The 24683-nt window shown below is 47.9% G+C and carries 20 protein-coding genes and 1 pseudogene; 8 read left to right on the top strand and 13 right to left on the bottom strand.

Going from position 1 to position 24683, the window contains the following annotated elements; all coding sequences use genetic code 11:
- Positions 1–12 precede the first annotated feature (12 nt).
- From IX31_RS01130 to IX31_RS01110, 5 genes are all read right to left on the bottom strand, one after another.
- On the bottom strand, positions 13–909 hold the full coding sequence (locus IX31_RS01130) for a transporter substrate-binding domain-containing protein (protein WP_034455301.1): 897 nt from the start codon (positions 907–909) through the stop codon (positions 13–15).
- Between the two features lie 270 nt (positions 910–1179).
- Positions 1180–2382, bottom strand: a complete 1203-nt coding sequence (locus IX31_RS01125; RefSeq protein WP_034455299.1) for a cytochrome c — start codon at positions 2380–2382, stop codon at positions 1180–1182.
- A gap of 6 nt (positions 2383–2388) precedes the next feature.
- Positions 2389–4281: an NAD(P)/FAD-dependent oxidoreductase gene (locus IX31_RS01120; RefSeq protein ID WP_034455297.1), complete on the bottom strand. Its 1893-nt coding sequence runs from the start codon at positions 4279–4281 to the stop codon at positions 2389–2391.
- Positions 4282–4293: 12 nt separating this feature from the next.
- On the bottom strand, positions 4294–4770 hold the full coding sequence (locus IX31_RS01115) for an ester cyclase (protein WP_034455295.1): 477 nt from the start codon (positions 4768–4770) through the stop codon (positions 4294–4296).
- A 15-nt stretch (positions 4771–4785) separates the two neighbouring features.
- On the bottom strand, positions 4786–6216 hold the full coding sequence (locus IX31_RS01110; protein WP_034455293.1) for a gamma-aminobutyraldehyde dehydrogenase: 1431 nt from the start codon (positions 6214–6216) through the stop codon (positions 4786–4788).
- 277 nt (positions 6217–6493) lie between these two features.
- Here IX31_RS01110 and IX31_RS01105 point away from each other — a divergent pair, with 277 nt between their 5' ends.
- Both IX31_RS01105 and IX31_RS01100 read left to right on the top strand, forming a co-directional pair.
- Entirely contained in the window at positions 6494–7219 is a 726-nt protein-coding gene (locus IX31_RS01105; protein ID WP_034455292.1) for a FadR/GntR family transcriptional regulator, read from the top strand.
- A gap of 24 nt (positions 7220–7243) precedes the next feature.
- Positions 7244–7939, top strand: coding sequence for a cache domain-containing protein (locus IX31_RS01100; RefSeq protein WP_034455290.1), 696 nt, complete (start codon positions 7244–7246; stop codon positions 7937–7939).
- A gap of 44 nt (positions 7940–7983) precedes the next feature.
- Here the strand turns inward: IX31_RS01100 and IX31_RS01095 are convergent, their stop codons facing one another.
- The 3 genes from IX31_RS01095 to puuE all read right to left on the bottom strand — a co-directional run bounded on the left by IX31_RS01095 (position 7984) and on the right by puuE (position 12443).
- Complete coding sequence (locus IX31_RS01095) at positions 7984–9462, bottom strand: APC family permease (RefSeq protein ID WP_034455288.1); 1479 nt, start codon at positions 9460–9462, stop codon at positions 7984–7986.
- A gap of 255 nt (positions 9463–9717) precedes the next feature.
- Positions 9718–11166, bottom strand: coding sequence for an NAD-dependent succinate-semialdehyde dehydrogenase (locus tag IX31_RS01090; protein ID WP_034457031.1), 1449 nt, complete (start codon positions 11164–11166; stop codon positions 9718–9720).
- Positions 11167–11177: 11 nt separating this feature from the next.
- A complete protein-coding gene (gene puuE, locus IX31_RS01085; RefSeq protein ID WP_034455286.1) occupies positions 11178–12443 on the bottom strand; it encodes a 4-aminobutyrate transaminase in 1266 nt (421 codons plus the stop codon).
- A 110-nt stretch (positions 12444–12553) separates the two neighbouring features.
- Between puuE and pdxR the strand changes: the two genes are divergently transcribed.
- From pdxR to IX31_RS01070, 3 genes are all read left to right on the top strand, one after another.
- Entirely contained in the window at positions 12554–14026 is a 1473-nt protein-coding gene (pdxR, locus tag IX31_RS01080) for a MocR-like pyridoxine biosynthesis transcription factor PdxR (protein ID WP_034455284.1), read from the top strand.
- 94 nt (positions 14027–14120) lie between these two features.
- A complete protein-coding gene (gene zinT, locus IX31_RS01075; protein ID WP_034455283.1) occupies positions 14121–14768 on the top strand; it encodes a metal-binding protein ZinT in 648 nt (215 codons plus the stop codon).
- A 230-nt stretch (positions 14769–14998) separates the two neighbouring features.
- The gene (locus IX31_RS01070; protein ID WP_034455281.1) at positions 14999–15916 is read left to right on the top strand and encodes a dihydrodipicolinate synthase family protein; all 918 of its coding nucleotides are present in this window, start codon (positions 14999–15001) and stop codon (positions 15914–15916) included.
- A gap of 45 nt (positions 15917–15961) precedes the next feature.
- Here the strand turns inward: IX31_RS01070 and IX31_RS01065 are convergent, their stop codons facing one another.
- The 5 genes and pseudogenes from IX31_RS01065 to IX31_RS01050 form a co-directional block, all read right to left on the bottom strand.
- Positions 15962–17305: an APC family permease gene (locus IX31_RS01065; RefSeq protein ID WP_034455280.1), complete on the bottom strand. Its 1344-nt coding sequence runs from the start codon at positions 17303–17305 to the stop codon at positions 15962–15964.
- Positions 17302–18207 carry an acetamidase/formamidase family protein gene (locus IX31_RS01060; RefSeq protein WP_034455278.1) on the bottom strand — a complete coding sequence of 302 codons (906 nt, stop codon included), beginning with the start codon at positions 18205–18207 and terminating at the stop codon, positions 17302–17304. Before IX31_RS01060 ends, IX31_RS01065 begins: the two co-directional genes overlap by 4 nt.
- 488 nt (positions 18208–18695) lie before the next feature.
- Positions 18696–18764 (bottom strand): annotated as a pseudogene (locus IX31_RS23540) (hypothetical protein); the annotation flags it as partial.
- 84 nt (positions 18765–18848) lie between these two features.
- The gene (locus IX31_RS01055; protein WP_051880450.1) at positions 18849–19562 is read right to left on the bottom strand and encodes an exonuclease domain-containing protein; all 714 of its coding nucleotides are present in this window, start codon (positions 19560–19562) and stop codon (positions 18849–18851) included.
- Between the two features lie 2 nt (positions 19563–19564).
- Positions 19565–21430, bottom strand: coding sequence for a putative nucleotidyltransferase substrate binding domain-containing protein (locus IX31_RS01050; protein WP_034455275.1), 1866 nt, complete (start codon positions 21428–21430; stop codon positions 19565–19567).
- A gap of 290 nt (positions 21431–21720) precedes the next feature.
- Here IX31_RS01050 and IX31_RS01045 point away from each other — a divergent pair, with 290 nt between their 5' ends.
- From IX31_RS01045 to IX31_RS01035, 3 genes are read left to right on the top strand one after another with little or no spacing between them, the layout of a single operon-like run.
- Positions 21721–22215 (top strand): SH3 domain-containing protein, encoded by a 495-nt coding sequence (locus tag IX31_RS01045; protein WP_034455273.1) that lies wholly within the window; start codon positions 21721–21723, stop codon positions 22213–22215.
- Positions 22216–22274: 59 nt separating this feature from the next.
- Positions 22275–23225, top strand: coding sequence for a hypothetical protein (locus tag IX31_RS01040; RefSeq protein WP_034455271.1), 951 nt, complete (start codon positions 22275–22277; stop codon positions 23223–23225).
- 40 nt (positions 23226–23265) lie between these two features.
- Complete coding sequence (locus IX31_RS01035) at positions 23266–24651, top strand: serine/threonine protein kinase (RefSeq protein ID WP_034455270.1); 1386 nt, start codon at positions 23266–23268, stop codon at positions 24649–24651.
- Positions 24652–24683 lie beyond the last annotated feature (32 nt).

Raw genomic sequence — 24683 nt, 5'->3', positions numbered from 1 at the left:
CGAACACTACAGCTACTCAGGTGACAACGCGCGGTAAGTCGCGCCTGGCGCGCTTGCTTTCACATAGTGCTGTAATACTTTACTCATCGGCATATGCAAATTTTGCTGTAATGGAGGGACCGGAGACATAAACCATTTGTTATACAGCTCTATGTATTTACCACTGTTGATGATTTCGCCTAATGATTTATTAACCAGACTCGTTAACTGAACAGAGTCTTTAGCCATCATTAAGCCATAAACATCCATATCATCCAAATCAACATGACTGATGGCGTAACCTTCAGGATCACTGGCTTTAAACGCGGCGAGTAAAACCTCATCGGTTGCTAACATCTTAACGGTTTTAGACTTAAGGAGTTCTAACGCCGATGCCAGATCTGGCTGTGTCACCATCAGAAGCGAATAATCCAGTTTACGATTCAGTTTATTAATTCGTTCAATGGCGGAATCACCAGAAATAGCCACAATGGTTTTACCACGCAACTGGCTTACGTCCTGAACAGATTCACTTTTCTTAGAAAGCAACGCGGTAGAGGTAATAAAATAGGGAACAGAGAAATTATAAATTTTAAGGCGGGCATGCGTGCGGGTAATAGCTGAACATGTCATATCAACAGTATGCTGCTTTACTTTTTGTAAAGTAACACTCTGCTTTTCCCCAACCCAATTAATCTTAATATGAGGAATGTTTAACTCTTTTTCTAACTGGTCTACAACATCACGGCATATATCAATCGCCATGCCAATTGGCTGGCCATTGTCTGCATATGAAAAAGGGAAATCATTATAAGAATAGCTTAATGTTATTTGATGATTCTTTTTTATATTCGTAAGGCTATCATCGGCATGAATGCAAAATGCTGGCAATGCGCAAATAATAAAAAACAGCGATAAATACTTTTTCATAAAAATGCCAATCTATAGCCTATACACCCAATACCTTGAACCCTGCCATCATCGATGGTGAGCCACACAACCTTATGCACGCCAAAGATGACACACAAGCCAGTGATATTAAAGAATTATCCATAAATAAAACTTTAACTGATGTAGATGTCAATATCTTCCCTGCTATTGGTTAAGGGCCGGAGGGTGATTCGTTAATATTTGGTTGCTATAGTGTTCTGGTTGCCAGAATGGATAAGCGAACAGTTTATCCATTCTGGCAATAGATAGTTATTGCTGTGCTTTTTTATATTTCGTAACATCATCCTTACTCATTGGTGGTGCACCATTCCCCCAATTCCCTCTCACATAATTAACCACATTAGTTATTTCATCAGCCGACATTGAATCTTTATATGCTGGCATTCTGAAGGAAATATTACCCTTGGTTTGCGGTGTTTGCGCACCTTGATAAATAACCGAGATCAGTGATGCAGGATCTTTCGCCATGACTATGGAGTTATTGACTAAAGAAGGTACGGTAAAATCTTTCCCTTTACCGTCATCACCATGGCAGGTCGAGCAATACATCGAGTACAGTGTTTTCCCATCCGTCGGTGAATAACTGATTGAACCATCTTTAGCAACCGGCGTTGAGTTTTTGTGATTGAAGTTCAGCAAATAAAATGAAATCGCCTCTAAATCACCATCGGTAAGATATTGCGTACTTTGCGTAACGACTTCACTCATTGGCCCTGATATTGCCCCATGCTGGCTTCTTCCCATCTGCAGGAGATCTTTTAATTCCTCAGATGACATCGAGATATTTCGTAGTGATGGTGCATACCAGCCATCAATCGTTGCACCACTAAGATAAATATCGCTGTTCCCATCATAGGCTTTTTCCTGCATTGATACGCCTCTTGGCGTATGACAGGCACCACAATGGCCTGGACCTTCAACCAAATAAGCACCACGGGCCAGTAATTCTTTATCCTGCGCCGTAGTTTTTAGCGATCTATTATCGGGATGAGCATCCTCAACATATAACCAATTCCAGATATGCAGCGGCCATCTGGCTGAGAGTAACCAGGGAATATCATTCTCTTTATTTTTCACATCAGCGGCGGGAACCTCTTTCATGAAATAGTCATAAAGATCGTGAATATCCTTATCGGACATTCTGGCATACGATGGATAAGGCATTGCGGGATAGAGTGGATGACCATCTTTCGCAATGCCCTGCCTTACGGCCTTCTCAAAATCTTCATAAGAGTACTGACCAATGCCGGAGGTTTTATCTGGCGTAATGTTGGTGGCGTAAATATTCCCAAGCGGCGTGGCAAATACTTTCCCTCCCGCCATCGGTTTGCCACCTTCAGCGGTATGGCAAGCCACACAGTCCGAAACCTTTGCCATGTATTCACCTGCGGAGATGGCCGCTGCATGACCAGTATATAAAATGCATCCGATAGCTAATAAAGTCTGTTTCATGTCAGCTCATCCCATCGCCTTGAGTTCATTGACCGCGCGCCATGCCTGGTCAATCGCAGTATGCGCATAGGCGTCCCAGTCTGAATCAGAGTTAGCAATCGCTATTCGCCCGATAGGCTTACGCGCCCGTTCAATAATTTCCGGCATCTTATCCATGTCATCGAACAACGCGCTGGCGTAATAAGCGTAACCGTGAGCCCAGCGGTTCACGGTGATCGCAGTGATATCCCGTTCATGGTCAAACCCGGTCTGCCCAAGCATTTCCTGAAGCTGTTCGCGGATCATCTTTTCATGTGCATCAAAAGTGGTGCCGAGCAAATAAGCTCGCCCCTGACGGAACTGCTCGCGGGCACTCATTTTGCTGCCCGGGTATGTGGGCACATAAACCATGTGCAGGCACATAGGTTCATCCGGATTTTGCGGGTGGTGATAACTTCCCATGCTCACCGGATAGTCGAGCTTCACGCGGCTGTAAGGGGCCGCAGGTGAATAGAATTCGTGGATACCGAGTTTGGTAAATGCATGCCAGTTCTTGACCACCACATTGGTGTATACCAGCGGCGCTTTGACGTTCAGGCGCAAGTCAGCCTTTTGCTCTTCCGGGGTTTCAGGCACCAGATACGGGATCATCATGTTATAGCCCGCCATGATGGCCTTACGCCCTTTGACGCGATGTGCTTTGCCGTCGTTAACGTAGGTCACAACCACGCCATCATCGGTATTGGCCGCATTAATCACAATGCTGCTCAGGCGAATGCGGGTGCTGTTGTCTTTGTGATCAAGTTTTTGATAATTCAGCCTTGAGGTGATGGAGTCTTCCATTGTGTTGCCAGGTAGCGCTTCGGGCACCAGGTGCCTGACTATCAAACGCGCAAGACCCGCATTGCCATCAGGTAAGTGATAGACATACGGCTCTTCCAGATCGGCAAGGGACTCTTCATCAAGTGGAGGCAAGCCCATCTTGTCCATTCCCGGCAATGCGCAGGTCCGCGCATCACCACAACTCACGCCTTCGATGCCGATAGCAAAGAAGTCATTGGTGCGTTGTTGGAAATACATGATGGCCATTTTGCTCAGACCCACTTTTTCCACCAGGAAATCCCGGTAGCTGTGGGTGTCCATCCATTCGGTTTTCTCGTCTACCGACATCCCTTTCAGGTAATCCTGCGGATTGACGTACAAATCCAGAATCGCTTTGCGGTCGCTCTCACTTAACGGGAAATCATTGATAAATGCCTCAAGGCTGCGGCCATTGAGTCTGTCTGGCGGAATATCATCGGCTACTGCGCGCCCAGGATCACCGCTGACAATTTTCGTCTCACCGAAGTTCTTTTTATCGAAGAAAACCCCACGGCTCAGATTTAAGTCCGGGTAAAAATTGACCTCAAAACTCTGCTTCATACGTTCAACACTGACGCCAACCGTAGACATCAGGCCATTTACCACCGGGCTAAAGTTACGCGTTGGCGACTGAAAGGCCTCGCTACCACCGTAGCCAATAATTTTTTTTCCGCCGGCGTTAAACTCATTGCGCTTTGCATGGCCGCCAAAATCATCATGGTTATCAAGCACCAGCACTTTGCTCTCTTTACCCATCAGGTCGTGCCAGAAACTGGCTGCCGCAAGGCCACTTAACCCGCCGCCGACAATAACCAGATCGTACTCTTCTTCAATCGGAAGGTGGTCAGTACTGAATTTTTCATGGTCACGGCCAATTGCGTGCGCCATCTCGAATGAGCCGGGATGGTTACCACGTAACCCGGTAAGTTGGGGTGGATAATAATCCTCCCCGATAACCGCACGGGCATTACCGGCAGCTTTGGCAAGGTCAAGAGGTGTTAACCCTGCAGCAATAGTGATGGCAACTCCGTTGAGAAAATCACGTCTGGTTATGGACATAAAAGACCTTACTTATTTAGCCTGTGGTTTTAGTTCTTCATCCAATTTCTTAGAGTCGTAATAATCGCCTTGCCATGTAATTTTCCCGTTATTAACGGTGATGTAACTGACGCCTTCAAATTTAATCGGGTTGTTCGTTGCCGGACTGCCAGCCCACTCACCGCTATTTTTGCCGCTAAACTCCCAGCGGAAAGCGATGGTGTCGTGGTCATAGACTGGCTTGCTGGTCATTTTCCATGTCAGGTCCGGCACGGCTTTAATAAAAGCGCCTATCACGTCTTTTTCTGCATTTGCCTTCCCGTTAACCGGCGTGCCATTTGCTGCATCGTAATAAACCACGTCTGAGGCTAAATATTGTGCAGCTTTTGCCGAATCATGGGCGTTCCATGCAGACATATAATCTTTAACCACCGTTAACGGAGAGACATCCGCCAACGCCAGATTTGAGAATAGAGCAAAGGAGAGCACGGCAATTTTTATTGCTTTCATTTCATCACCTTAATATTAAGAATCAGAGGTATCGCACATGATGTGTTTCACACGGGTGTACTCATCGAGCGAATACGATGACAAGTCTTTCCCGTAACCGGATTTCTTGAAACCGCCGTGAGGCATTTCAGCGCACAGAGGGATATGGTTGTTAATCCACACCGTGCCAAAATCAAGACGCATACTGAAACGTTGCGCGCGGCCGTGATTGCTGGTCCAGATGCTGGATGCCAGGCCATATTCCACGTCGTTGGCCTTATCCAACGCCTCTTCTTCTGAGGAGAATTTCTGCACGGTCATCACCGGGCCAAAGACTTCGTGCTGAATCGCCTCGTCGCGTTGTTCAAGCCCGGAAATAATCGTCGGTTCAAAATAAAAACCAGGGCCTGCACCAGGCTTACCACCGGTTTCGATTTTGGCGTGCGCCGGTAATCGGCTAATAAAGCCTTTAACCTGCTCTAACTGATTGCGACTGTTAAGTGCACCGTACAACGCATCCTTATCTTCAGGCACACCGAATTTGATTTCGCGAGTTTTGCTTACCAGCTTCTCGAGGAATGATTCATAAATGGAATCTTCAATCAAAATACGCGTCGCCGATGTGCAATCCTGGCCTGCGTTGAAGAAGCCTGCGGTGGTGATGATATCTACCGCTTTATTAATGTCGGCATCGGCAAAAACGATAACCGGTGCTTTGCCGCCAAGTTCGAGGTGAGCTTTGGTGAGGTTTGCCGCAGCAGATGCCGCTACCTGTAAACCTGCACGAACCGAGCCGGTAATGGACACCAACGATGCCTCAGGGCTTGATACCACCAGCGAGCCGGTTTCTGCTTTGCCAAGCAGCACGTTAAACGCGCCCTGTGGGAAAATGGGGGCAGCAAGTTCCGCCAGAATTAAGGTACTGATAGGCGTTGTATCGCTAGGTTTAAGCACCACGGTGTTCCCCGCAGCCAACGCCGGAGCAATTTTCCACACCGCCATCATAAACGGGTAGTTCCACGGCGTGACCTGGCCGACAATCCCTAACGGCTCACGGCGAATCGTTGAAGTTAAACCGGGGGTATATTCGTATGAGGCTTTGCCTTCAAGACATCGCGCCGCACCCGCAAAGAAACGCAGTGCATCGCAGGATGCGGCGATCTCTTCCTTTTCAATAAAGTGGCGTAACTGCCCTGTTTCCTGACTTTGCGCTTGCGCGAGTCGGTCCACATTGTGTTCAATCGCGTCGGCCAGTTTTAACAGTGCCAGCTGTCTTTGGGATGGTGTGGAATGTTTCCAGACGGCAAACGCGCTTTTCGCGGCGCTATAAGCCTGTTCTACTTCGCTACGGCCAGCACTTGGCGACAGCGCGTAGGTCTCTCCGTTGACCGGGCTTACCAGTTCAAAGAGGTTATCCTCTGAACCTGCGACATATTGCCCATTGATAAAATGCTTCAGGATGTTCATCACGCTCTCCGCTCATTAAAACATAAACTATATTATGTAATATGTTTTATACGGCGCGAGTTCAATAACATTTTACTAACAATATGATATACATCCCATTTCGACGTGATATTTTAATGTGCAATTGCGCAGCAAGTATCAAGCGCTATGGATGGGTTCAACCAGGCGACACCGGTTGAAGTGAACCAGCATGAACACTTAAGCCTTCCTTCATTAACAAGGGGTTGTATGCTATGTTCTGTGGATTATTTAAAGGATTATCTCACCAGGGAAAATTATGATTACTCATGCGGTGATATTCGCGCCAATAGGCCAGGCCAGCCGTTCCGATCAGATAGTTCAGCGTCTTTCTAATGCCATTATTACCGGGTTGCTTGAGGCAAATGAGCAATTACCGAACGAAGCCGACCTCGCTAAAATGATGGGGGTTTCACACATCACCATTCGTGAAGCGCTAAATACGCTGCGCGCCAACAACTTAATTCACACCGTGCGTGGGCGTAATGGCGGCAGTTTTGTTTGTGAGCAGGTCTGGGAATTCAGTAATACCCTTAATCCATTTAAGACCCTGAGTACCGATTATTTGTCGGATTTAGGTGAAATGCATTGCGCTATTATTAGCCACAGCACACGTCTGGCATCACGTCGTATGACCAACGCAGATATCACTCGCCTGCGTGAATTTGTAGAAGTGCTCAATTTGGCAACATCACCTGAAGCACGCACTCAGGCTGATATGCGTTGTTTGTTAGCCATAGCCGCCTGTTCTCAGTCAGCGCGCCTCGCTAACCAGGAGCTAATTTTGCAATCCGAATGGTCGTCACTGGTGGCTATTTTGTTCCGTTCAGAAAATATCCACCGTGAGATTGTTGAGCTATACACCACGTTAATTAACACACTGTCTTCACATAATGAATCCGAGTCAGTTAACATCGCCAAAAAGCTAATCGATACGTTTACTTTCTATCTGATAGAAAATAAATTGAAATACAGTGCAAACTGACAAACTATAAAAATAGGCATAAATATGCTATTAACAACAACACTCCATGCCCTTACCCAAAAAATTGATAGCATCATTAACTCCACCATCGAATCTACCGGTTTGCTTGCCCGCAATATTGAAACTTCGCTGGCAGAAATTGAGGATGTTAATCTGGAGCATTTGCTTGAGCCCTCCGTCAGAAAAACCATTCAGGATCACATTAAAGCGACCTTAAACAGTAATGTTTACTGCTCTGGCGCAGGCTTTGCCAGCCATATCGAAGGCTCAGGAAGTAATAAAGAGTTTTGGCTACTTGAGTGGTGGTATAAGAAAGCGGATGGTGTAAAGCAGGTGAATCTTGATTTGGATCAGGCCACGCAACAGCGTCTGGATTTCAGAACCTTTGAATGGTTTAAGCAAGCTCCCGCTGTCGGTAATGCGTTTATTCATGGCCCCTACGTCGACTATATCTGTAATACTTCTTACACCATCACCAGTGCCGTACCGGTTTATTTTAATAAGCAATTCTTAGGGGTGGCTGCAATAGATTTATTGGTCAGTCGTGTTGAGGATGAGTTATTACCTTTCGCTGCCGATAATAAAGTTATTCTTACCAATAAAGACAGCCGGATTGTCTTTTCATCGCATCCTCGCTTCCGGGTGGGTGATTTGCTCGATACCAGTGTTGCGAAGATTGTTTTTGAGAACGATTACTTTAATTTGTATCAGGCTAAATAAATGTAGGGTGGATTAGCATTAATCCACCCTACAAAAATTAAATATCAACTCTGCTCAGTGTTTAGTTTTCGCGCATATTCAATCGCATCGTTTTCTGGTGCGTTCGAACGGCCAAACGGCTTAGTGATAAACATGTAAAGCAGGCCTGAAACAATGACAATCGCCAGCCCGACTAATACCGTCCAACGGTCAACAAAGCTTTCGCCTGCGGCCGGTTGTGCCAGCAACCAAATACCGCACAGACCATAGGCTAATGCCAGAACGTTTACAATTACCCCCCATGAACCCACAGTCCATTCACCTGCTGGCTTCCAGCCTTTCAGGCGTTGGCGCAGCGCTGCCAACACGACCATCTGGAATGAAATATAGATTCCAATAACCGCGAAGGCCGTGATACGCGCCAGACTATCCGGCTGGAAATAGACCCAGACACAGATAATCACGGGTAATAAACAACTCACAATCATGGCGTTATCCGGCACGCTATGTTTAGAGATTTTGGACATCCACTCGCTACCCGGCAGCATCTTATCGCGGGAGAAGGAGAATATCAGACGGCTCAAAGCAGCCTGCAGTGACAGAATACAAGAGAGCATGGCGATAATAGCGACCACAATAAAGATGGTTGCACCTGTCTCACCCAGCGCCTGGTTCAGAATCGTTGGGATTGGGTCAGCGATTTTACCGTTAACAATATTAATCAAGTCCGGGGAAGACAGCAGATAACCCAGAATCGAAATCACCGCGGAAATAGCGCCGAAGACAATACTCAGAATCATGGCGACTGGAATCTTCTTACCTGGATTTTTAACCTCTTCAGCTACGTTACCGCAGGCTTCAAAGCCAAAGAACATAAACAAACCCATCAGTGATGCAGACATAAACGCAGTGGTGTAATTACCATCAGATGCCAGAACACCCATCGAGTCGAATACCACAGAGAATGGTTGTGAACGGTGGAATATTAACAGATAGATACCTAACGCAATGACGCTGACAATTTCACACCAGAAACCAATTTTGGCGACACGGGCTAAATTTTTCGTCCCGGACATATTCACGCCCATCATTATCAACAGCAACACGACTGATGTGAGCATCATGTTACCTGCGCTGGTTGCGTAGTGAAATAACGACGCAACAAAGGTGGAGGTGTATTCAGCGATTGAAGTAATCGTGACGACTAAAGCCCAAAGGTAAATCCATGCTGCAATCCATGCATATTTTTTCCCCCATAACCTTCTTGCCCATGGGTACAACCCGCCGGTAATGGGGTATTGAGATGCCACTTCACCGAATACCAGTGCCACCAGCAGTTGGCCGCAAGCCACGATAAGAATCCACCAGATTGCCGGTGGCCCGGCAAGCGTTACCGCCAGCGCAAACAGCGAGTAAACCGCTGTCAACGGTGATAGATAGGTAAATCCTAGCGCGAAGTTAGACATCAGCCCTATCGAGCGGTTGAATTGCTCGCCTTTAACTGGCTGATGTTGCAGATTTTCTTTGTCTGTCGTCTGTTCCATATCTTTTCTCTTTATGTGGCATAAGGGCAGGCAGTGTTCGTATTTTATAAAACATAATATGTTATATGTATACGCTTAATGTCACATAATTGTTAAGATCGTGAGCGTGATTGCAACATTCGCAGATGGGCAGTTTTTGGGGTCAATCGGGAGTGAACAGATCAGAGGAAAAGTCGGATGTCGCTTGCGCTAATCCGACCTGAGGTGCGAAATAATTTGTGTTGCAGCAAGGCTGCGGCGCGAAGTTTGAAGGGTTTAGAGTTTCACGCAGACGTATTTCATCTCTAAGTATTCATCAATTCCGAAGCGGGAACCCTCGCGGCCAAGGCCTGATTGCTTAATCCCGCCAAAGGGCGCAACTTCATTGGAAATCAGCCCGGTATTGACGCCTACCATGCCATATTCCAGTGCTTCCGGAATTTGCCACTGGCGCTTCGCATCACGGGTGAAGATATAAGCTGCCAGGCCAAATTCCGTGTCATTGGCGTAATTCACAGCCTCTTCATCAGTTTCAAATTTAAATAGCGGCGCAACCGGGCCGAATGTCTCTTCTCTGGCAAAGCGCATTTCTTGCGTGACATTTGCCACGACCGTTGGCGAGAAGAAATTCCCACCTGATGCATGTTTTTGCCCGCCTGTTAACAACGTAGCCCCTTTATCTAAAGCATCGCTAATGTGAAGCTCAACCTTCTCTATCGCTTTAGCGTTAATCAGCGGCCCCTGAGTGACCCCATCATCCATGCCGTTACCGACTTTCAGCGCCTCAACTGCTTTGACCAACTCAACGCTCAGCGCCTGATAAATACCGCTTTGTACGTAGATACGGTTAGCGCAAACGCAGGTCTGGCCGCTATTGCGGAATTTGGACGCCATAATGCCTTTAACCGCGAGATCGATATCAGCATCATCGAAAATGATAACCGGTGCGTTACCCCCCAGTTCCAGCGACAGTTTCTTAATCGTTGGCGCACATTGCGCCATCAATAAGCGCCCAGTCTCGGTTGAACCCGTGAAGCTGAGTTTACGAACCGTAGCATTGCGGCAAAGCTCGCCACCAATCTCTTTTGCATCTCCAGTGATGACCTGCAACAACCCCGTTGGAAGTCCCGCTGTTTCAGCCAGTTTTGCCAATGCCAGTGCGGTTAATGGTGTTTGCTCGGCCGGTTTGACGATAATGGCACAACCCGCGGCTAATGCCGGTGCTACTTTGCGGGTAATCATCGCCGCCGGGAAGTTCCATGGCGTAATGGCTGCACAAACGCCAATTGGCTGTTTGGAGACGATAAAACGCTGGTCGGCGCTGGTAGGCTGTAACAAGACGCCATCCACTCTTTTGGCCTCTTCAGCAAACCAGGTAATAAACGAAGCAGCATAGTTAATTTCACCTCTCGCCTCAGCAAGCGGTTTGCCGCCTTCGAGGGTTATCAATCGGGCGAGATCTTCGCTATTTTCGTGAATCAGGTTCACCCAGCTGTGCAGGATTTTGGCCCGACTTGCCGCAGTCTGTTTTTTCCACTCTTTTTGCGCGACTTCAGCCGCAGTAATTGCCTGCTGAGTTTCTGCCTGCCCCATAAAAGGAACCTCAGCGATCTTCTCACCTGTCGCAGCGTTCAAAACTGGAGCTGTTTTACCAGACAGTGCATGACTCCACTCTCCATCAAGCGGACAAGTCGTTAGCAGCAAGTCTGCATTGTTTAATTCAATCATCTGTAGTCTCACAATTGCGTCGCGTTCTTAATAATATTTAATGCCTGGTCAAACTGAGCATCCGGAATAGTAAGCGGGTAGAGGAAACGAATCACGTTGCCATTTTGGCCGCAGGTCAGTAGCAGTAACCCCTGCTCTAAAGCTTGTTTTTGAATCTGCTGGGCAATAGCAGCAGAAGGTTCACCCGTTGCCGGGTCATAAAATTCAGCGGCAATCATCGAACCCAACCCGCGAATTTCAGCCAATGCCGGACAACTTTCTTTAATATCAAGTAACGTTTTCGTCAGACGTTCACCTAATGTTTGCGCGCGTTGGCACAACTTTTCTTCCGCAATCACATCCAGCACCGCATGAGCCGAAGCAATCGCGAGCGGGTTACCTGCGTAAGTACCGCCCAGTCCGCCAGGCGCTGGCGCATCCATGATTTCCGCTCTTCCCACCACACCTGATAGTGGCATGCCGCCTGCCAGACTTTTCGCCATAGTCATAAGGTCAGGTTGATGCTCGTAATGATCCATGGCAAACATTTTACCCGTACGGGCAAACCCGCTTTGCACTTCATCAGCAATCATCACGATGCCATGGGTATTACAAATCTTGCGAATGGCAGCCACAAATTCAGGAGGCGCTACATTAAAACCGCCCTCGCCCTGCACTGGTTCAAAGATAATCGCGGCAACCTGGGTCGCTTCGATATCAGACTTGAATAGGCGCTCAATGGCTTTCACCGCATCAACAGTCGAAGTACCGTTTAGCTCTGACGGGTACGGCACATGGTAAATGGAGCCTGGGAATGGCCCGAAACCAATTTTATAGGGAGCCACTTTGCCGGTTAACGCCATTGTCATGTACGTACGACCATGGAACCCACCGCTAAAGGCAATCACGCCAGGGCGGCCAGTATGGGCACGGGCGATTTTCACCGCGTTCTCAACAGCTTCAGCGCCGGTGGTGAAAAATGTCGTTTTCTTTGGCCCAAAAATCGGCGCCACTTTGTTAATTTTTTCCGCCAGTGACACATAACTTTCGTAAGGGACAATCTGAAAAGCGGTATGCGTAAAGGAATGGAGTTGCTGCTCAATGGCTTGCACCAGGCGTGGGTGGCGATGGCCAGTGTTCAACACGGCGATGCCTGCTGCAAAATCGATATATTGCTTACCTTCTACATCCGTGATGGTGCTATTTTCTGCCGTCTGGGCAAAGAAATTACACATTACACCTACCCCACGCGGAGTAGCTGCCAGACGACGTTGATGGAGTTCGTTATTACTCATTTTTTTATCCCTCGCACACAAAATAGATTTACAGGTTGAATTACGAGATCCATTTAGACAGTATCTGGTACCTGAATCGAGTGCCAAATCGTTTTATTATTAGGATCCAAATGCGTTCACTTGCCGTAGATGTGATTAAGCAGGCATTTAGTCAGACACCTGCCGAGAAACTTCATAAGAAACTTTATGTTGCGATATGTAATTGCATTCTTGAGGGGAGCCTACGTCCAGCCACGCGAATGCCTCCTTCGCGGGATTTGGCCAGCGAGCTGGTGTTGTCGCGTAATACGGTTTTACGGGTCTATGAGCAGTTGCAGGCTGAAGGATATATCTCGACGCGCACCAGCAGCGGCACTTTTGTCACCGAAAGTGTGCTTGATAACCTCAATACGCAAGTTGCCAGAACAACCCAAACCGCCCAGCCTGAAGACCGCTCCAGCCTGTCTGTTCGCGGCCTTGAAATACTTGAGAACGCCAGTGCCAGCCCTGCGCAGTGGGGGGATTTTATTCCTGGCGTGCCCGATGTAAACAGCTTCCCGCACCGGACTTTTAAGAAGATTTATGACCGTATTTCCAGGCGTTTGAATCCCGAGTTTCTGACTTATGACGCGGTAGGAGGACTGGAAGATTTAAAGGCGGCGCTATCAGATTATCTACGTACCGCGCGCGGTGTAAAATGCTCAACCGATCAAATATTGATAACCGAAGGTATTCATCAGGCACTGGATTTAGTCACCCGCACGTTGTGTAACCCAGGTGACCATGCATGGATTGAAGAACCCGGTTATTGGGGAATTAAAAATATCTTACGCATGAACGCCGTGAGTATTTCAGCGCTTGACGTCGATGACCAGGGGCTGGTTCCTCAAACATCTCCGGTTGAAAAGCCGAAATTGATTTTCGTCACCCCATCACATCAATATCCACTGGGCTCAGTAATGAGTTTACCGCGCCGCCAGTTATTACTTTCCCAGGCACGGGAGTTCCACAGCTGGATTGTAGAAGACGATTATGACAGCGAGTTTCGTTTTTCAGGCCAGCCCATTCCTTCTCTACAGGGCCTTGAAGAAGACAGCCCGGTTATTTACATCGGCACCTTCAGTAAAACTCTCTATCCCGCACTACGACTGGGTTACGTGGTGTTGCCCAAACCCTTAGCCGCCCCGCTGAAAAAGGTGCATAACGAGCTATACCGTAGCGGCCATCAGGTCATTCAGGCAGCCCTTGCTGAATTTATCAAAGAAGGATATTACGCCGCGCATATTCGCAAAATGCGCCAGCTATATAGCAAACGTCGCAACCAGCTGGTTGAGCTCATTAAGCAACATTTGGGTGAAGAGTATCTGGGCTATTTCAACAGCAATGCCGGACTGCATCTGATTATTCAACTCCCGCCTGACGCAGATGATATGCAGATTGCAAAACAGGCGAATGCAGAAGGTATTTTAGTCAGGCCGTTGTCCCGCTATTACTTTAATCAACACAAATCCAAAGGGTTATTAGTTGGATTTGCCAGTATCAAAGATAGCGATATGCTCCCGTCCTTTATACGTCTGGCAAATATCATTAAGCATAAGTACTGACCTGCCACTCCGGTTTGATGTGCAAAGATATTGAATGTCGATATTGTTATGTTATAACATTAAATCATTATCTGGAACACCAACGGAGAGACTGATGACCGCACGGATTACCACCATGGTTCTTGGCATGGGCATGTTACTGAGTAGCACGAACGCAATGGCACATAGCCATTCACATGGCGCACCGCTATCTGAAGCAGAGCGTAAAGCCAGCGAAGGCGTATTTGAAAATAAACAGGTGAAGGACCGCGCATTAAGCGATTGGGATGGCGTATGGCAGTCAGTCAATCCCTATCTGTTAAACGGCGATTTAGATGTCGTGATGGAGAAAAAAGCGCGCAAAGATAGCAGCAAAACAGCGGCGCAATATAAAGAGTATTACAAGAAAGGCTATGCCACGGATATTGATATGATTGGCATTGAGAATAACGTTATTGAATTCCATCGCGGTGACACCGTAAGTTCCTGCCTGTACACTTACGCCGGTCATAAAATCCTGAATTACACTTCAGGGAAAAAAGGCGTGCGCTATCTGTTTGAATGCAAAGACAGCCAATCAAAAGCACCTAAATACGTGCAGTTTAGCGACCATATTATCTCCCCACGTAAATCTGAACATTTCCATATATTCATGGGTAATGATTCACAGCAATCCTTACTAAATGAGATGGATAACTGGCCGACGTTTTACCAATACAACTTGTCCAAAGAACAAGTTGTCCATGAGATGCTTGAGCACTGATTATTCACCCATTCCCACCACCGCGCATATCGATTTACCTACGGCCATCATCACCCGATGGCCGTAAGCCTTTTCTCCGAGCGATTAATGTACGTATTTGAAACAACAGTTCAGTAATGCGACATGATCGGCTTTCACATTCTCTCGTTCCGCTACAATTAAAGCTATTCACTCATTAAACCAACGAGCTTTTCACGGACAATAAACTCAATAACCTGCAGGAGTAGCTAATGAAGCAACCTCGTTTTAGTGGTGTCATTCCCCCGGTTCCCACATTGTTTGATGCCCATGGTGAATTTGATGGTGTCGCACAGGCAATTTTAATTGAACACCTCGTCTCATCGCCTATTAATGGCCTGTTCTTTCTCGGAAGCGCCGGGGAATTTGCCCATATGTCTGAAGCACAGCGGGCACAGGTTGCAGAGTTTTGTATAAAGAAGGTTGCAGGTAGAAAGCCCGTGTTGATAGGGATTGCCCACTGTGGCACACAACAGACCATTGATGCCGGGCTTCATGCCCAAAAGCTGGGTGCCAGCGGCGTGGTAGTGGTCAACCCATGGTACAACCCGTTAAGTGATGCAAATCTGCTCGCCCATTACAAAACCATTGCCAGCGCACTTGAGTTGCCGATTCTTTTGTATAACTTCCCCGCCCTGACAGGCCAGGCTATCCCAGTGCCTGTTATTCGTGAGCTGGCACTAAGCTGCCCAAATATTGTCGGGCTGAAAGATACCGTTGATACCTTGTCCCATATTCGTGAAACCATCCACGCAGTGAAACCGGACAGGCCCGATTTTGCGATATTCGCTGGTTATGATGAATACCTGCTGGGAACATTGATCCTCGGTGGTGACGGCTGCATCCCCGCCAGCGCGAACTTCGCCCCGCAACTGACCTGTGGGATCCTTGATGCATGGCGCAAACAAGATCTGCCTCGGGCAATTGAATTACAACAATCCCTCTCCTGGATACCGCCCCTTTATAGTATGGACTTGCCGTTTTACAACGCAGTGAAATATGCCTTGCGCCTTGTCGGTTTGAATATTCCGGTATATTCACTACCACCGGCTACGCCGTTAACTGAAGAGATGAAGGTTGAGATAGAAAATATTCTTAATCGGGCGGGAGTCATTAACACTCAGAAGTAACGCTAAAAGCTGCGGTCAGCAGTGGGCTGACCGCAGCAGGATATATCAGGAAAGAACGACCGGCTTCGGTAAACGCTTATAGAATCGCGTCTTAACCATTCCAATCACGATACCAATCACAAGCCAGGTAAAGCCTATCTTCATGGTGGCTGAGTCGAAATTCACCCAGACATACATCAGAATGGCCGTCCCTATCAGTGGGAATAACAGGTTGGAGATAATTTCACGCACGCTATTGCGACGTTTCTCTTTGATAAAGAACATCCAGATTACGCTGATATTTAAAATGATAAACGAGCTCATCGCGCCGAAATTAATCAGCTTCGCCAGAAAGTCTATCGACAGCGATAACCCGAGAACCAACGACAGTGCACCAATCGCAATGGTACTGATCCATGGCGTACGGTAGGTTGGATGGATTTTGGCAAACATAGAAGGCAGGAAGTGGTCACGCGCCATGCCAAAGACAATACGTGAGGCCGCAGCCTGTGCTGCTAACGTGTTGGCAATACCCACCGCGAGGATGTTAACAATCAGCAGGAAAATCTTCAGTGGCGCGCCACCCGCAAGGAATGCTGCATCAAAGAAGGCACTATCCGCATCCATCTTCATAAAGTCCGGCTGGATAAGCGTTGCGATGTAGCACTGGAGAATAAATAACCCACCGACGATAAATAGCGCGGCAATAATCGCCTTACCAATATCTTTCGTCGGATTTTTAGCCTCTTCTGCAAGCGTACTGATTCCGTCAAAACCGAGGAAGGAGAGCGCTGCAATTGTGACTGCTGTACCAATGAATTGCGGGTTAATCACATTGGGCTGATAGAACGGCGTCATCGTAAACTCGCCCACACCACCGCCATGCGCAATATAATTGATGCCGACAATCAGGAAGACAATTAGCGCCAGAGCAGAAATACTGAAAATGAAAATATCTGTCTTTGCCGTATTTTCAATGCCGCGAATATTAACCCAGCAGTTAGTCAGCATAAAGAATGCAACCCATACCCAACCTGGAATAAACGGCAGCAAATCGGTGCACCAGGTCGCAGTCATTGCGTACAACAGTGCCGGTGCGAACAGGTAATCCATCATAATCAGCCAGCCTGCAAGGAAACCGATATGCGGGTTAGTGGCTTTATTAACGTAGGCATAAACGGAACCCGCAATCGGATAACGGCGGGACATTTTACGATAGCTTAACGCGGTAAAAATCATACACGCGACGCCCACTACATACACCAGCGGTGCCATGCCGTGACTTTCTTTACTGACAAAACCAAAAATGGACATCGGCGCAATAATGACCATAAAGACAAGGCCATAGATAACCAAATCTTTATAACTCAGAGCGACTTTCAACGTTGGTTCAGCGGATACGTTCTTCATGCTTCACTCCGGGAAATTAACGGCTTATCGCTTCTTTTTGGTGTGCCAATGCGCACAATCAAATCGACCAGACAAGGTTTGCAGGCCTGGCAAATTTCAGTATCACTTTGCAAACTCATGTACAGATAGGCGTCGGTCAGATCCCAGCCGTACGCTTTGCAGATTAGCGCCTGCATTTGTTCAGCGGCTAGCTTCAGCGCATCAGGATATTGTTCAGCACTGGCGATGGCGTACCATTTTTCTGGCGTTTCCAGCACCGGCCATTGAATAGACTGACCTTTAAGAACCGTTAGACGTACGTCCACTTCCCCACAGATTTCAAGCCCCGTACCACATAGCTCACCATCGCCCATCACCGCATGGAGATCGCCGAGCGCAAATAACGCACCTTCCACCTGAACCGGTAAATAGAGCACCGCACCCTTCTTAATCTGTTTGCAGTCCATATTCCCGCCGTGATTTCCAGGGAAGCCACAACGGACTTCTCCCTTCGCCGGGGCAACACCAATCACACCAACCATTGGGTCGATAGGTATTTGCAGGTCATTGAACAGCGCTTTACCGTCAATGATTTGGACAGGCTTTGTGCGGATTTCCTGGGTATCGCTAAGCGGGCCACAGCCTGGTAAGGTGGTGACTACACCCCGCGCAGCTACCCGGATATCGAGAATTTCGACCACCAGAATATCGCCTGGCTGTGCGGTTTCGACGAATACTGGCCCCGTTGCCGGGTTGGCTGTGTCGTAGTTAAAGGAGGTCGTTAAATCAGACTGATCAACAATTCGTCCTGAAAAGCAGTCTTGTGTTTTGAAGGTTAACGTATCCCCGTCCACCGCCCGAGCAACGGCTTCATTCGTCGCTGCAAACTGATAAGAAAATTGAGTAATGATTGTCTTGCCCATAAAAGCCTTCATATTATGTTGCGCGGTCTATTTCCGCTTATGTTTTGCACTTATTATCTACCTGTTGCGGTAGAACTTGTTATTTGATGTTAATTATTAAAACAAACAAACCCGTCGTTATTTCAGTAAATACAACCTTCTCGTTACACACCTCAGAATATCTGCAAGCTGAGTTGCGCGACTAATGAGTTAATTAACAACGACTAATATTGCCTCAGAGGTGATAACTTTTACCGTCTGCAAACAATATTCGTCAATTGTTATAGCAGATATGCTTAACTGTTTCTGCTTAAAATTAATATGAATTTGGAATGGTGAAACAGATAAATTAGCGATATATAATTGAGAAAAAACCATCTCAAGAATATTCCACCAACCTAAGATGCGAAGCGCTGGATGATATATCGGATTGTGGAGCAGATTCAGTATTGGTTGTCTGCCCGCGTAATGGTTAAACGCAGCCGTTCTGCCGGGCAAGATAATTGCTAACCCGTTTTAGGATCTCGGTCCAGTAAGAATGAACCCACTTCAACGGCTCGTTTATCTGCAACTTTATAAAATAGAAATTAAAGTGACTGAAGTTTAAATTATAACAGTTATGCAACCTCGCAAATAAGTCGCGCCGCAGGTCAGGTTTATCATTAATCACAAAGAAACGCATTCAACAGCAAATCATGGCCATGCGAACGAGCACCAATTTGTGCCAGTAGCACTTCTGCTGTTGCCACAGCGTCGCACAATGCGTGATGCGCCGGATAATCGGGAAGATGGTAATCGCGGCGAATGCTGGATAGCCGCAAATCATTCTGTATACGTCTTGCCGCCTGCTGATGACGCCGCTCCAGCTCCAGCGTATCAATCCACAATAAGGGTAACCCTTCCCGTCCGTAACGTTTAAAAAGCCATGCGTTAATAAATGCCCGTTCAACCATTCGGCCATGAACTACTGCCACTCGCCCCGTTAGACTTGTGAACAATGCCTCCATGGCTTCATCCAGCGCTACACCATCACGCAGCATCTCCGGGGTGATGTGATTGATAATCGCGCTACGCGCACTCACCGGATTACCGCTGGAAATATAGTGGTGCTGCGCGCTCGCAAGCCCGATTTGCCCGTTTTCGGCAACCACACTGCCAATCGACAAAATACAATCCGTATTGGCATCAAGGCCGCTGGTTTCAAAATCAAACACCAGCCAGGGAAGATGCGTTACGGTCGCGTTGAAATCCGGTAATGGGGCTTCTAATAGTTGTTTTAATGCATGACTCAGCCCTGGCACACGCAGCCACTGCTCACGCTCGGTCTGTAAACGGGTGATTCGAGAAGTCGGAAAAATACGCGACAGAAAACTCATTATTACCCCTTAACAAACAGCATACGGGCCAGCTCTTGTTGGCGGGCAATAATCCGAAAGGCATCTTTCAGATGCTTGCGTTCAAAACTGCCAAACTCTCGCGGATCAATCTGGTTATCGGGGGTTATCCCTTTACGCAACTGCGATAACTGGTGATTAAACCGCAGCCGGGTTAAAAAGTGAAAAGCATCAATGATGTCAGTACACCCGCTGGGGGACATTAATCCTTTGTCGCGTGCGGCCCGGAAACGCGCTTCGGTGCTGGTTTCACTACACCCTGCTGCCAGCGCGTAAATACGCGACAGGTCGATGATTAGCGTTAATGCAAAGCGTTTGATATTGAGTGTCTTGCTGTCGTTGCCACTTTTTTCCAGCACCAGATTGTTAAAAATACCAAGCGGTGGCGAAGTATTGGCTGAATCGCGCGTCAGTGAACGTAAGAAGCCAGGATGAGCCGCAATATCGTTTAGCAACGACTGCTGGAATGCGTCATGTAGCCAGGTGTTGCCGTAAAATGCTCGCGTTTCCAGAAATACGGTGGCATTCAATAGCTGCGTATATTCCGGGTTAGTGACCCATTTGCGAATACAGGCCTGCCATATCGACAGCGGCTGGCACCAACGGCTCTCAGAAGCCATAAAATGGCCTGTGCATAATGGATAACCGCATTCATCAAGACCGAAGCAGACAAATTCAGCGAAACGCAAAAACCACTGTTGCTCCTCAGGACCGGCACTATCGGGCAAAATAATCGCGCTATCCTGATCGGAATGAACATGAACTTCATTGCGGGCGTGCGAGCCTGCAACTATCCATGAGAATTCACAAGGTGGCTCGCCAAACTCGCTAAGGGCAAGTTCAATTAACCTGCGAGTGAAGGCATCCATCAGCATCGACATCACCATTTCAACCACGCCGCTGCGTAAATTCCCCTCCACCAAAGCTTCGAATATTGCCTGGCGTTCAACTTTAAGAACGGCTAATTCCGTGACGGACTGGCAATGGTTAATACGCTCAATCAGGAAAATAGCCTGCACGCGATGATGCTGCACCAGATGTGAAGCCGTTAGTAGGCCGACGGGTTTTTGGCAATCCACTACCGGCAAGCTACTGACACCATGGCGCATCATCAGTGCGACCGCATGCATAACCAGATCCCCCGAGGAAACGGTTATAGGCGCTGCGGTCATCACTTCTTTAACCGGGCGCGAGATATCAAAACCCTCAGCCACTACGCGCCGCGTCATATCCCGGTCACTGATGATGCCAATAATTTTATCATCTTCGATGATCACCGCCGTTGAGCAGCGGTCGACCCAGCGCATCTGCCTGGCCGTTTCTTGTATCGATGTTGTCGCTTGAACGACGGAAACCGTACCGCTCGCCAGGTCGGCAACTTTGCGCACAAACATGCCTTTATCTTCATCGCTCCACACAACGTCCATTGCGCAATTCAGGCGTTCATGAGCGTTAATCGAAAAGTGTGTCGCGTATTGGGGATATTTTTGCAGCATCGATTCCAGCACGCTGTGTGGGATCTGGTATAGCAGTGTGTTTTCAATGGCCGTGACGTTGTAACAATCTTCAGGGTTACCGGGAATCCCTTCAAGGAAGGTGAAACCAAACAAGTCTTCTGGCCCCAGACGGGCACGTAACACCCCATCACTCCAGCGTTGCTCAAGCGAGCCGGTACGTACGATATAGAGATAGCGTTCAGCAGCCGCAATATCGAAAGGCAGTGTCTCGCCAACCGCCAGATAGCTAATGCTGATAGAACGCGTGATTTCATTTTGCGCCTCCACCGGGAGCGTGTTAAGTGGCGAAACATGTGCAATAAAATCGCAGATATTAGGCAATAACGGTTCCATCGTCGTACTCACTCCTAAAATTGAAATCATGTTTTATAATATATGCCACTGGTAAACGGTAGGATATAACATTCAGCTTGTGAATCGTCACTTCTGTGCCAGTTCCAGACATACTGAACACTTAATGATGTCAATCAGTTACATCGCCATTGAATTGTTAATCAAGCGATGTAAAATTAACGTTACTATGTATAAGCAGTGTGAATAATTCTTCAGATTCCTGGATTTCTTCATCGCCATTACCTCCTGCCGGCGACCAGGTTTGAATCATATTTTCAGGGAAAGTTACGATGAAATTGCGAAGCCTGTTGATCATTGCTGTTGTTGCCACTGTAGTGGGTTGTAAAGCACCGCCGCCAAAAATGACAGACGATACTATCGTGACCAGTGAAATCAATGGCGTCACCCTCACACACCGTTACGCTGTAGCCGCGCCAAAAGAGTTCACTCCGGTCAACGCCAGTTATCGGGCACTCTATCCGGGCTCTATTTTGAGCAAACCTGATTTTGGTGGGAAAGTGATAAGTACCCTTGAAAACGGGCAAACTTACACCGTGCTTGGCGAGGTCGAGAACAAATGGCTCGCGATTGCGCAGCAAGATAAACAAGAAATGTTGGGCTATGTTCCTGCACGCGCACTGGTCAAAAGTGAACTTTATGCCCAGACGCTGAAAAAAGATCGTCCACGCCCACGTAAAGCTTCAAAGAAAACGACCTGTGTTGCCGTCGATGATGCCAGCAAAGCCTGTCAGAATGCCAACAGCGGCACCTGGATTATTGATTAATCCACAGTGTTTTGTGTCATGACCTTTTATTTAATATTGCTCGGCTAACAAGGATTTCTATGAAACTCTGGCTTTCGGGTCTGGCGCTGTTGCTGGCTTCTACAACCGTTTGGGCTGGGAACTACCGTATCGTTCAGTCTCCTTCGCAAAAGCTCGATGTCTGGATAGATGATGTGCAAAACAACACGCCACAGAACTGGTGTGCTGCCGAAATCCCCTTACGAATCGTAGCCAATGGCGATAAAAATCCGTCTGTACTTAACGTTTTTATGCCGCGTCTTGGCACCCTGCTGGAAAGCCAGTGTAGCTCTGTTCAACTGGTGAGCTGGAAACTGGAAGATCCACAAGGCCAGACGCTGGCCGTCGGCACGGCGACCAAAAGCAGCGATTGGGCAGTCATAGTTGCGCCGGTAGTTTCAGGTGAACCAAACGCACTGCCGCATTCCGATGAAAATTCACCGTTAGCTGACCGCACGCCATGGCAAGAGTTTACGCTGCAGGATGGCTGCCATCTGCGCACCTTCTGGCAAGGTGACGTCAACGCTTCGGCAATGTTTATCCCCAACGGGAAATGTGAAAAAGGCGGCTGGCTGAATGGACGTAGTGAAATTATTCAAAGCGGCAATCACGGTGAAAAACGTAATGTGATGACCTTCGTGCATGGTTTCCCTGTCAGCGGACTGAGCTCAGATGCAAATTCTGACAGCCTGCTTATCACTAGCCTGAATAATGAGCGCATGGTGGTCAGTAATGAACACGCGCCACAGAGTTGGATGATTTTACCTTATAACGCCGAGTTAAATGGCTGGCAAGCCACCGGTACTGTGGCTGTTGAGGTTCCGCGTGAAATGACCGTTGATGAGGCAGGAATTCAGACGCGTTTAAACCAAGTACGTAAAGTATGGTCGGCATGGCTTGCGCCAGATACACCTATTACCTTGCTGTTGATTGACTCCCTGCGTCCGCAACTGCGTGATCCGGCGGTCGGCGCATGGCGCTCCCAGAAATAACCTGTGAATATTCGTCGATTTCGTGCATAGAAAGGCCATCATGACTGATAAAGATTACGAACAAGAACTTCCCGACGCTCTGCCGCCAGGTTTCCGTTTCGACGAATTTGAAATTCAGCAAGTGACTGAGTCCACCAATACCAACGTGGTTTATAAAGCGTGGGATCATCAACTTGAACGACCGGTAACAATCAATGAGTTTATGCCGCGTGCGCTGACCATTCGTAGCGATAATATGCAGCTGGTTTTGCGCAGTAAACAAGATAGCCAGGCGTTCAACTCCGGTATGAGTCGCTTTGTGCAGTCAGCTCGTCAGCTTGCGCAATTCAACCACCCTAACCTGCTTCAGGTTTTAAGTTTCTGGACGCAAAACGAAACCGCCTATGCAGCAACACGTTACTCCAGCGGCATGACGCTTGCAGATTTGCATCAACAACATCCCGAAATTATCAACGATGCCTGGTTACGCAGGATTTTGCCGATGTTGTGCGGAGCGCTGGCCACATTGCACGACGAAGGATTTATTCATCGTGATTTGTCCCTGCGTAGTATTCAGATTCAGGACAACGGAGCGCCGCTGCTACTTAACGCAGGTGCTCCACTGCGCGCCAACGCAGAAAACAGCGACGAGATTAAAACGCCGCTTAATCCTGGTTTTGCCCCACTGGAACAGTACGCTGACGATCTCGAAAACCAATTAGGGCCATGGACTGATATCTATGCGCTCGGTGCCATTCTTTATACGTTGATAACCGGTACCTGCCCTCCTGCTAGTGTCACCCGCACGATTCAGGACCCTTGCGTTAAACTCGCGAAGAATGGCCCTGAAGGCTATTCCCACAGTTTGTTGCAGGCCGTAGACCACGCGCTGGCGCTAAAACCTGAAGACCGCCCGCAATCTATTGCTGAATTTGCGGCCCTGGCCGAAATTCCGATGAGCGGCATCAATGGCAACACATCACTAAAACAACCGGGCACCATGTTGGTTGCTCTGGAAGATGCCGAGATGACTCCGCTATCTCCTTTGCGCAAACGCTACAAATTGCCACTGCAGATAGCGGCCAGTTTATTGGCTGGCGTGGCGATAGGCGCGGTCATTTTTGGTGGATATTTCTCGGCAACGCCAACTGCCGAGACGGCAAAACTTGAGACGCCCGTGGCGCAAAAAGTCCAACCGGTGGCAACTCAAACTGTTGTACCCGCCACTGACGGTATGCTGGCACGCGTATATGTCCGCATGAATGAGGGTGAAGAGTTGGATGTGAATGGCAAAACAGAAAAAATCACGCCTGGGGCCAATGGGTATGGTTTCTTGCAACTGCCTGCCGGGAAATATCAGATCACGTTGCGTGGCAATAATAAGACGCGGAACATGACGTTGTCTGTGGAACAAGCCGGAACGTGGTTAATTAATCCGCAAGGGTAAGCGCCAGTGCCGCAGGTAAATTATCTGCTTTC

The organism is Buttiauxella noackiae (assembly GCF_000737905.1).
Taxonomy (GTDB): Bacteria; Pseudomonadota; Gammaproteobacteria; order Enterobacterales; family Enterobacteriaceae; genus Buttiauxella; species Buttiauxella noackiae.
The sequence above is the reverse complement of the archived record's forward strand: the minus strand, read 5'-3'. Positions and strand labels throughout refer to the sequence as shown.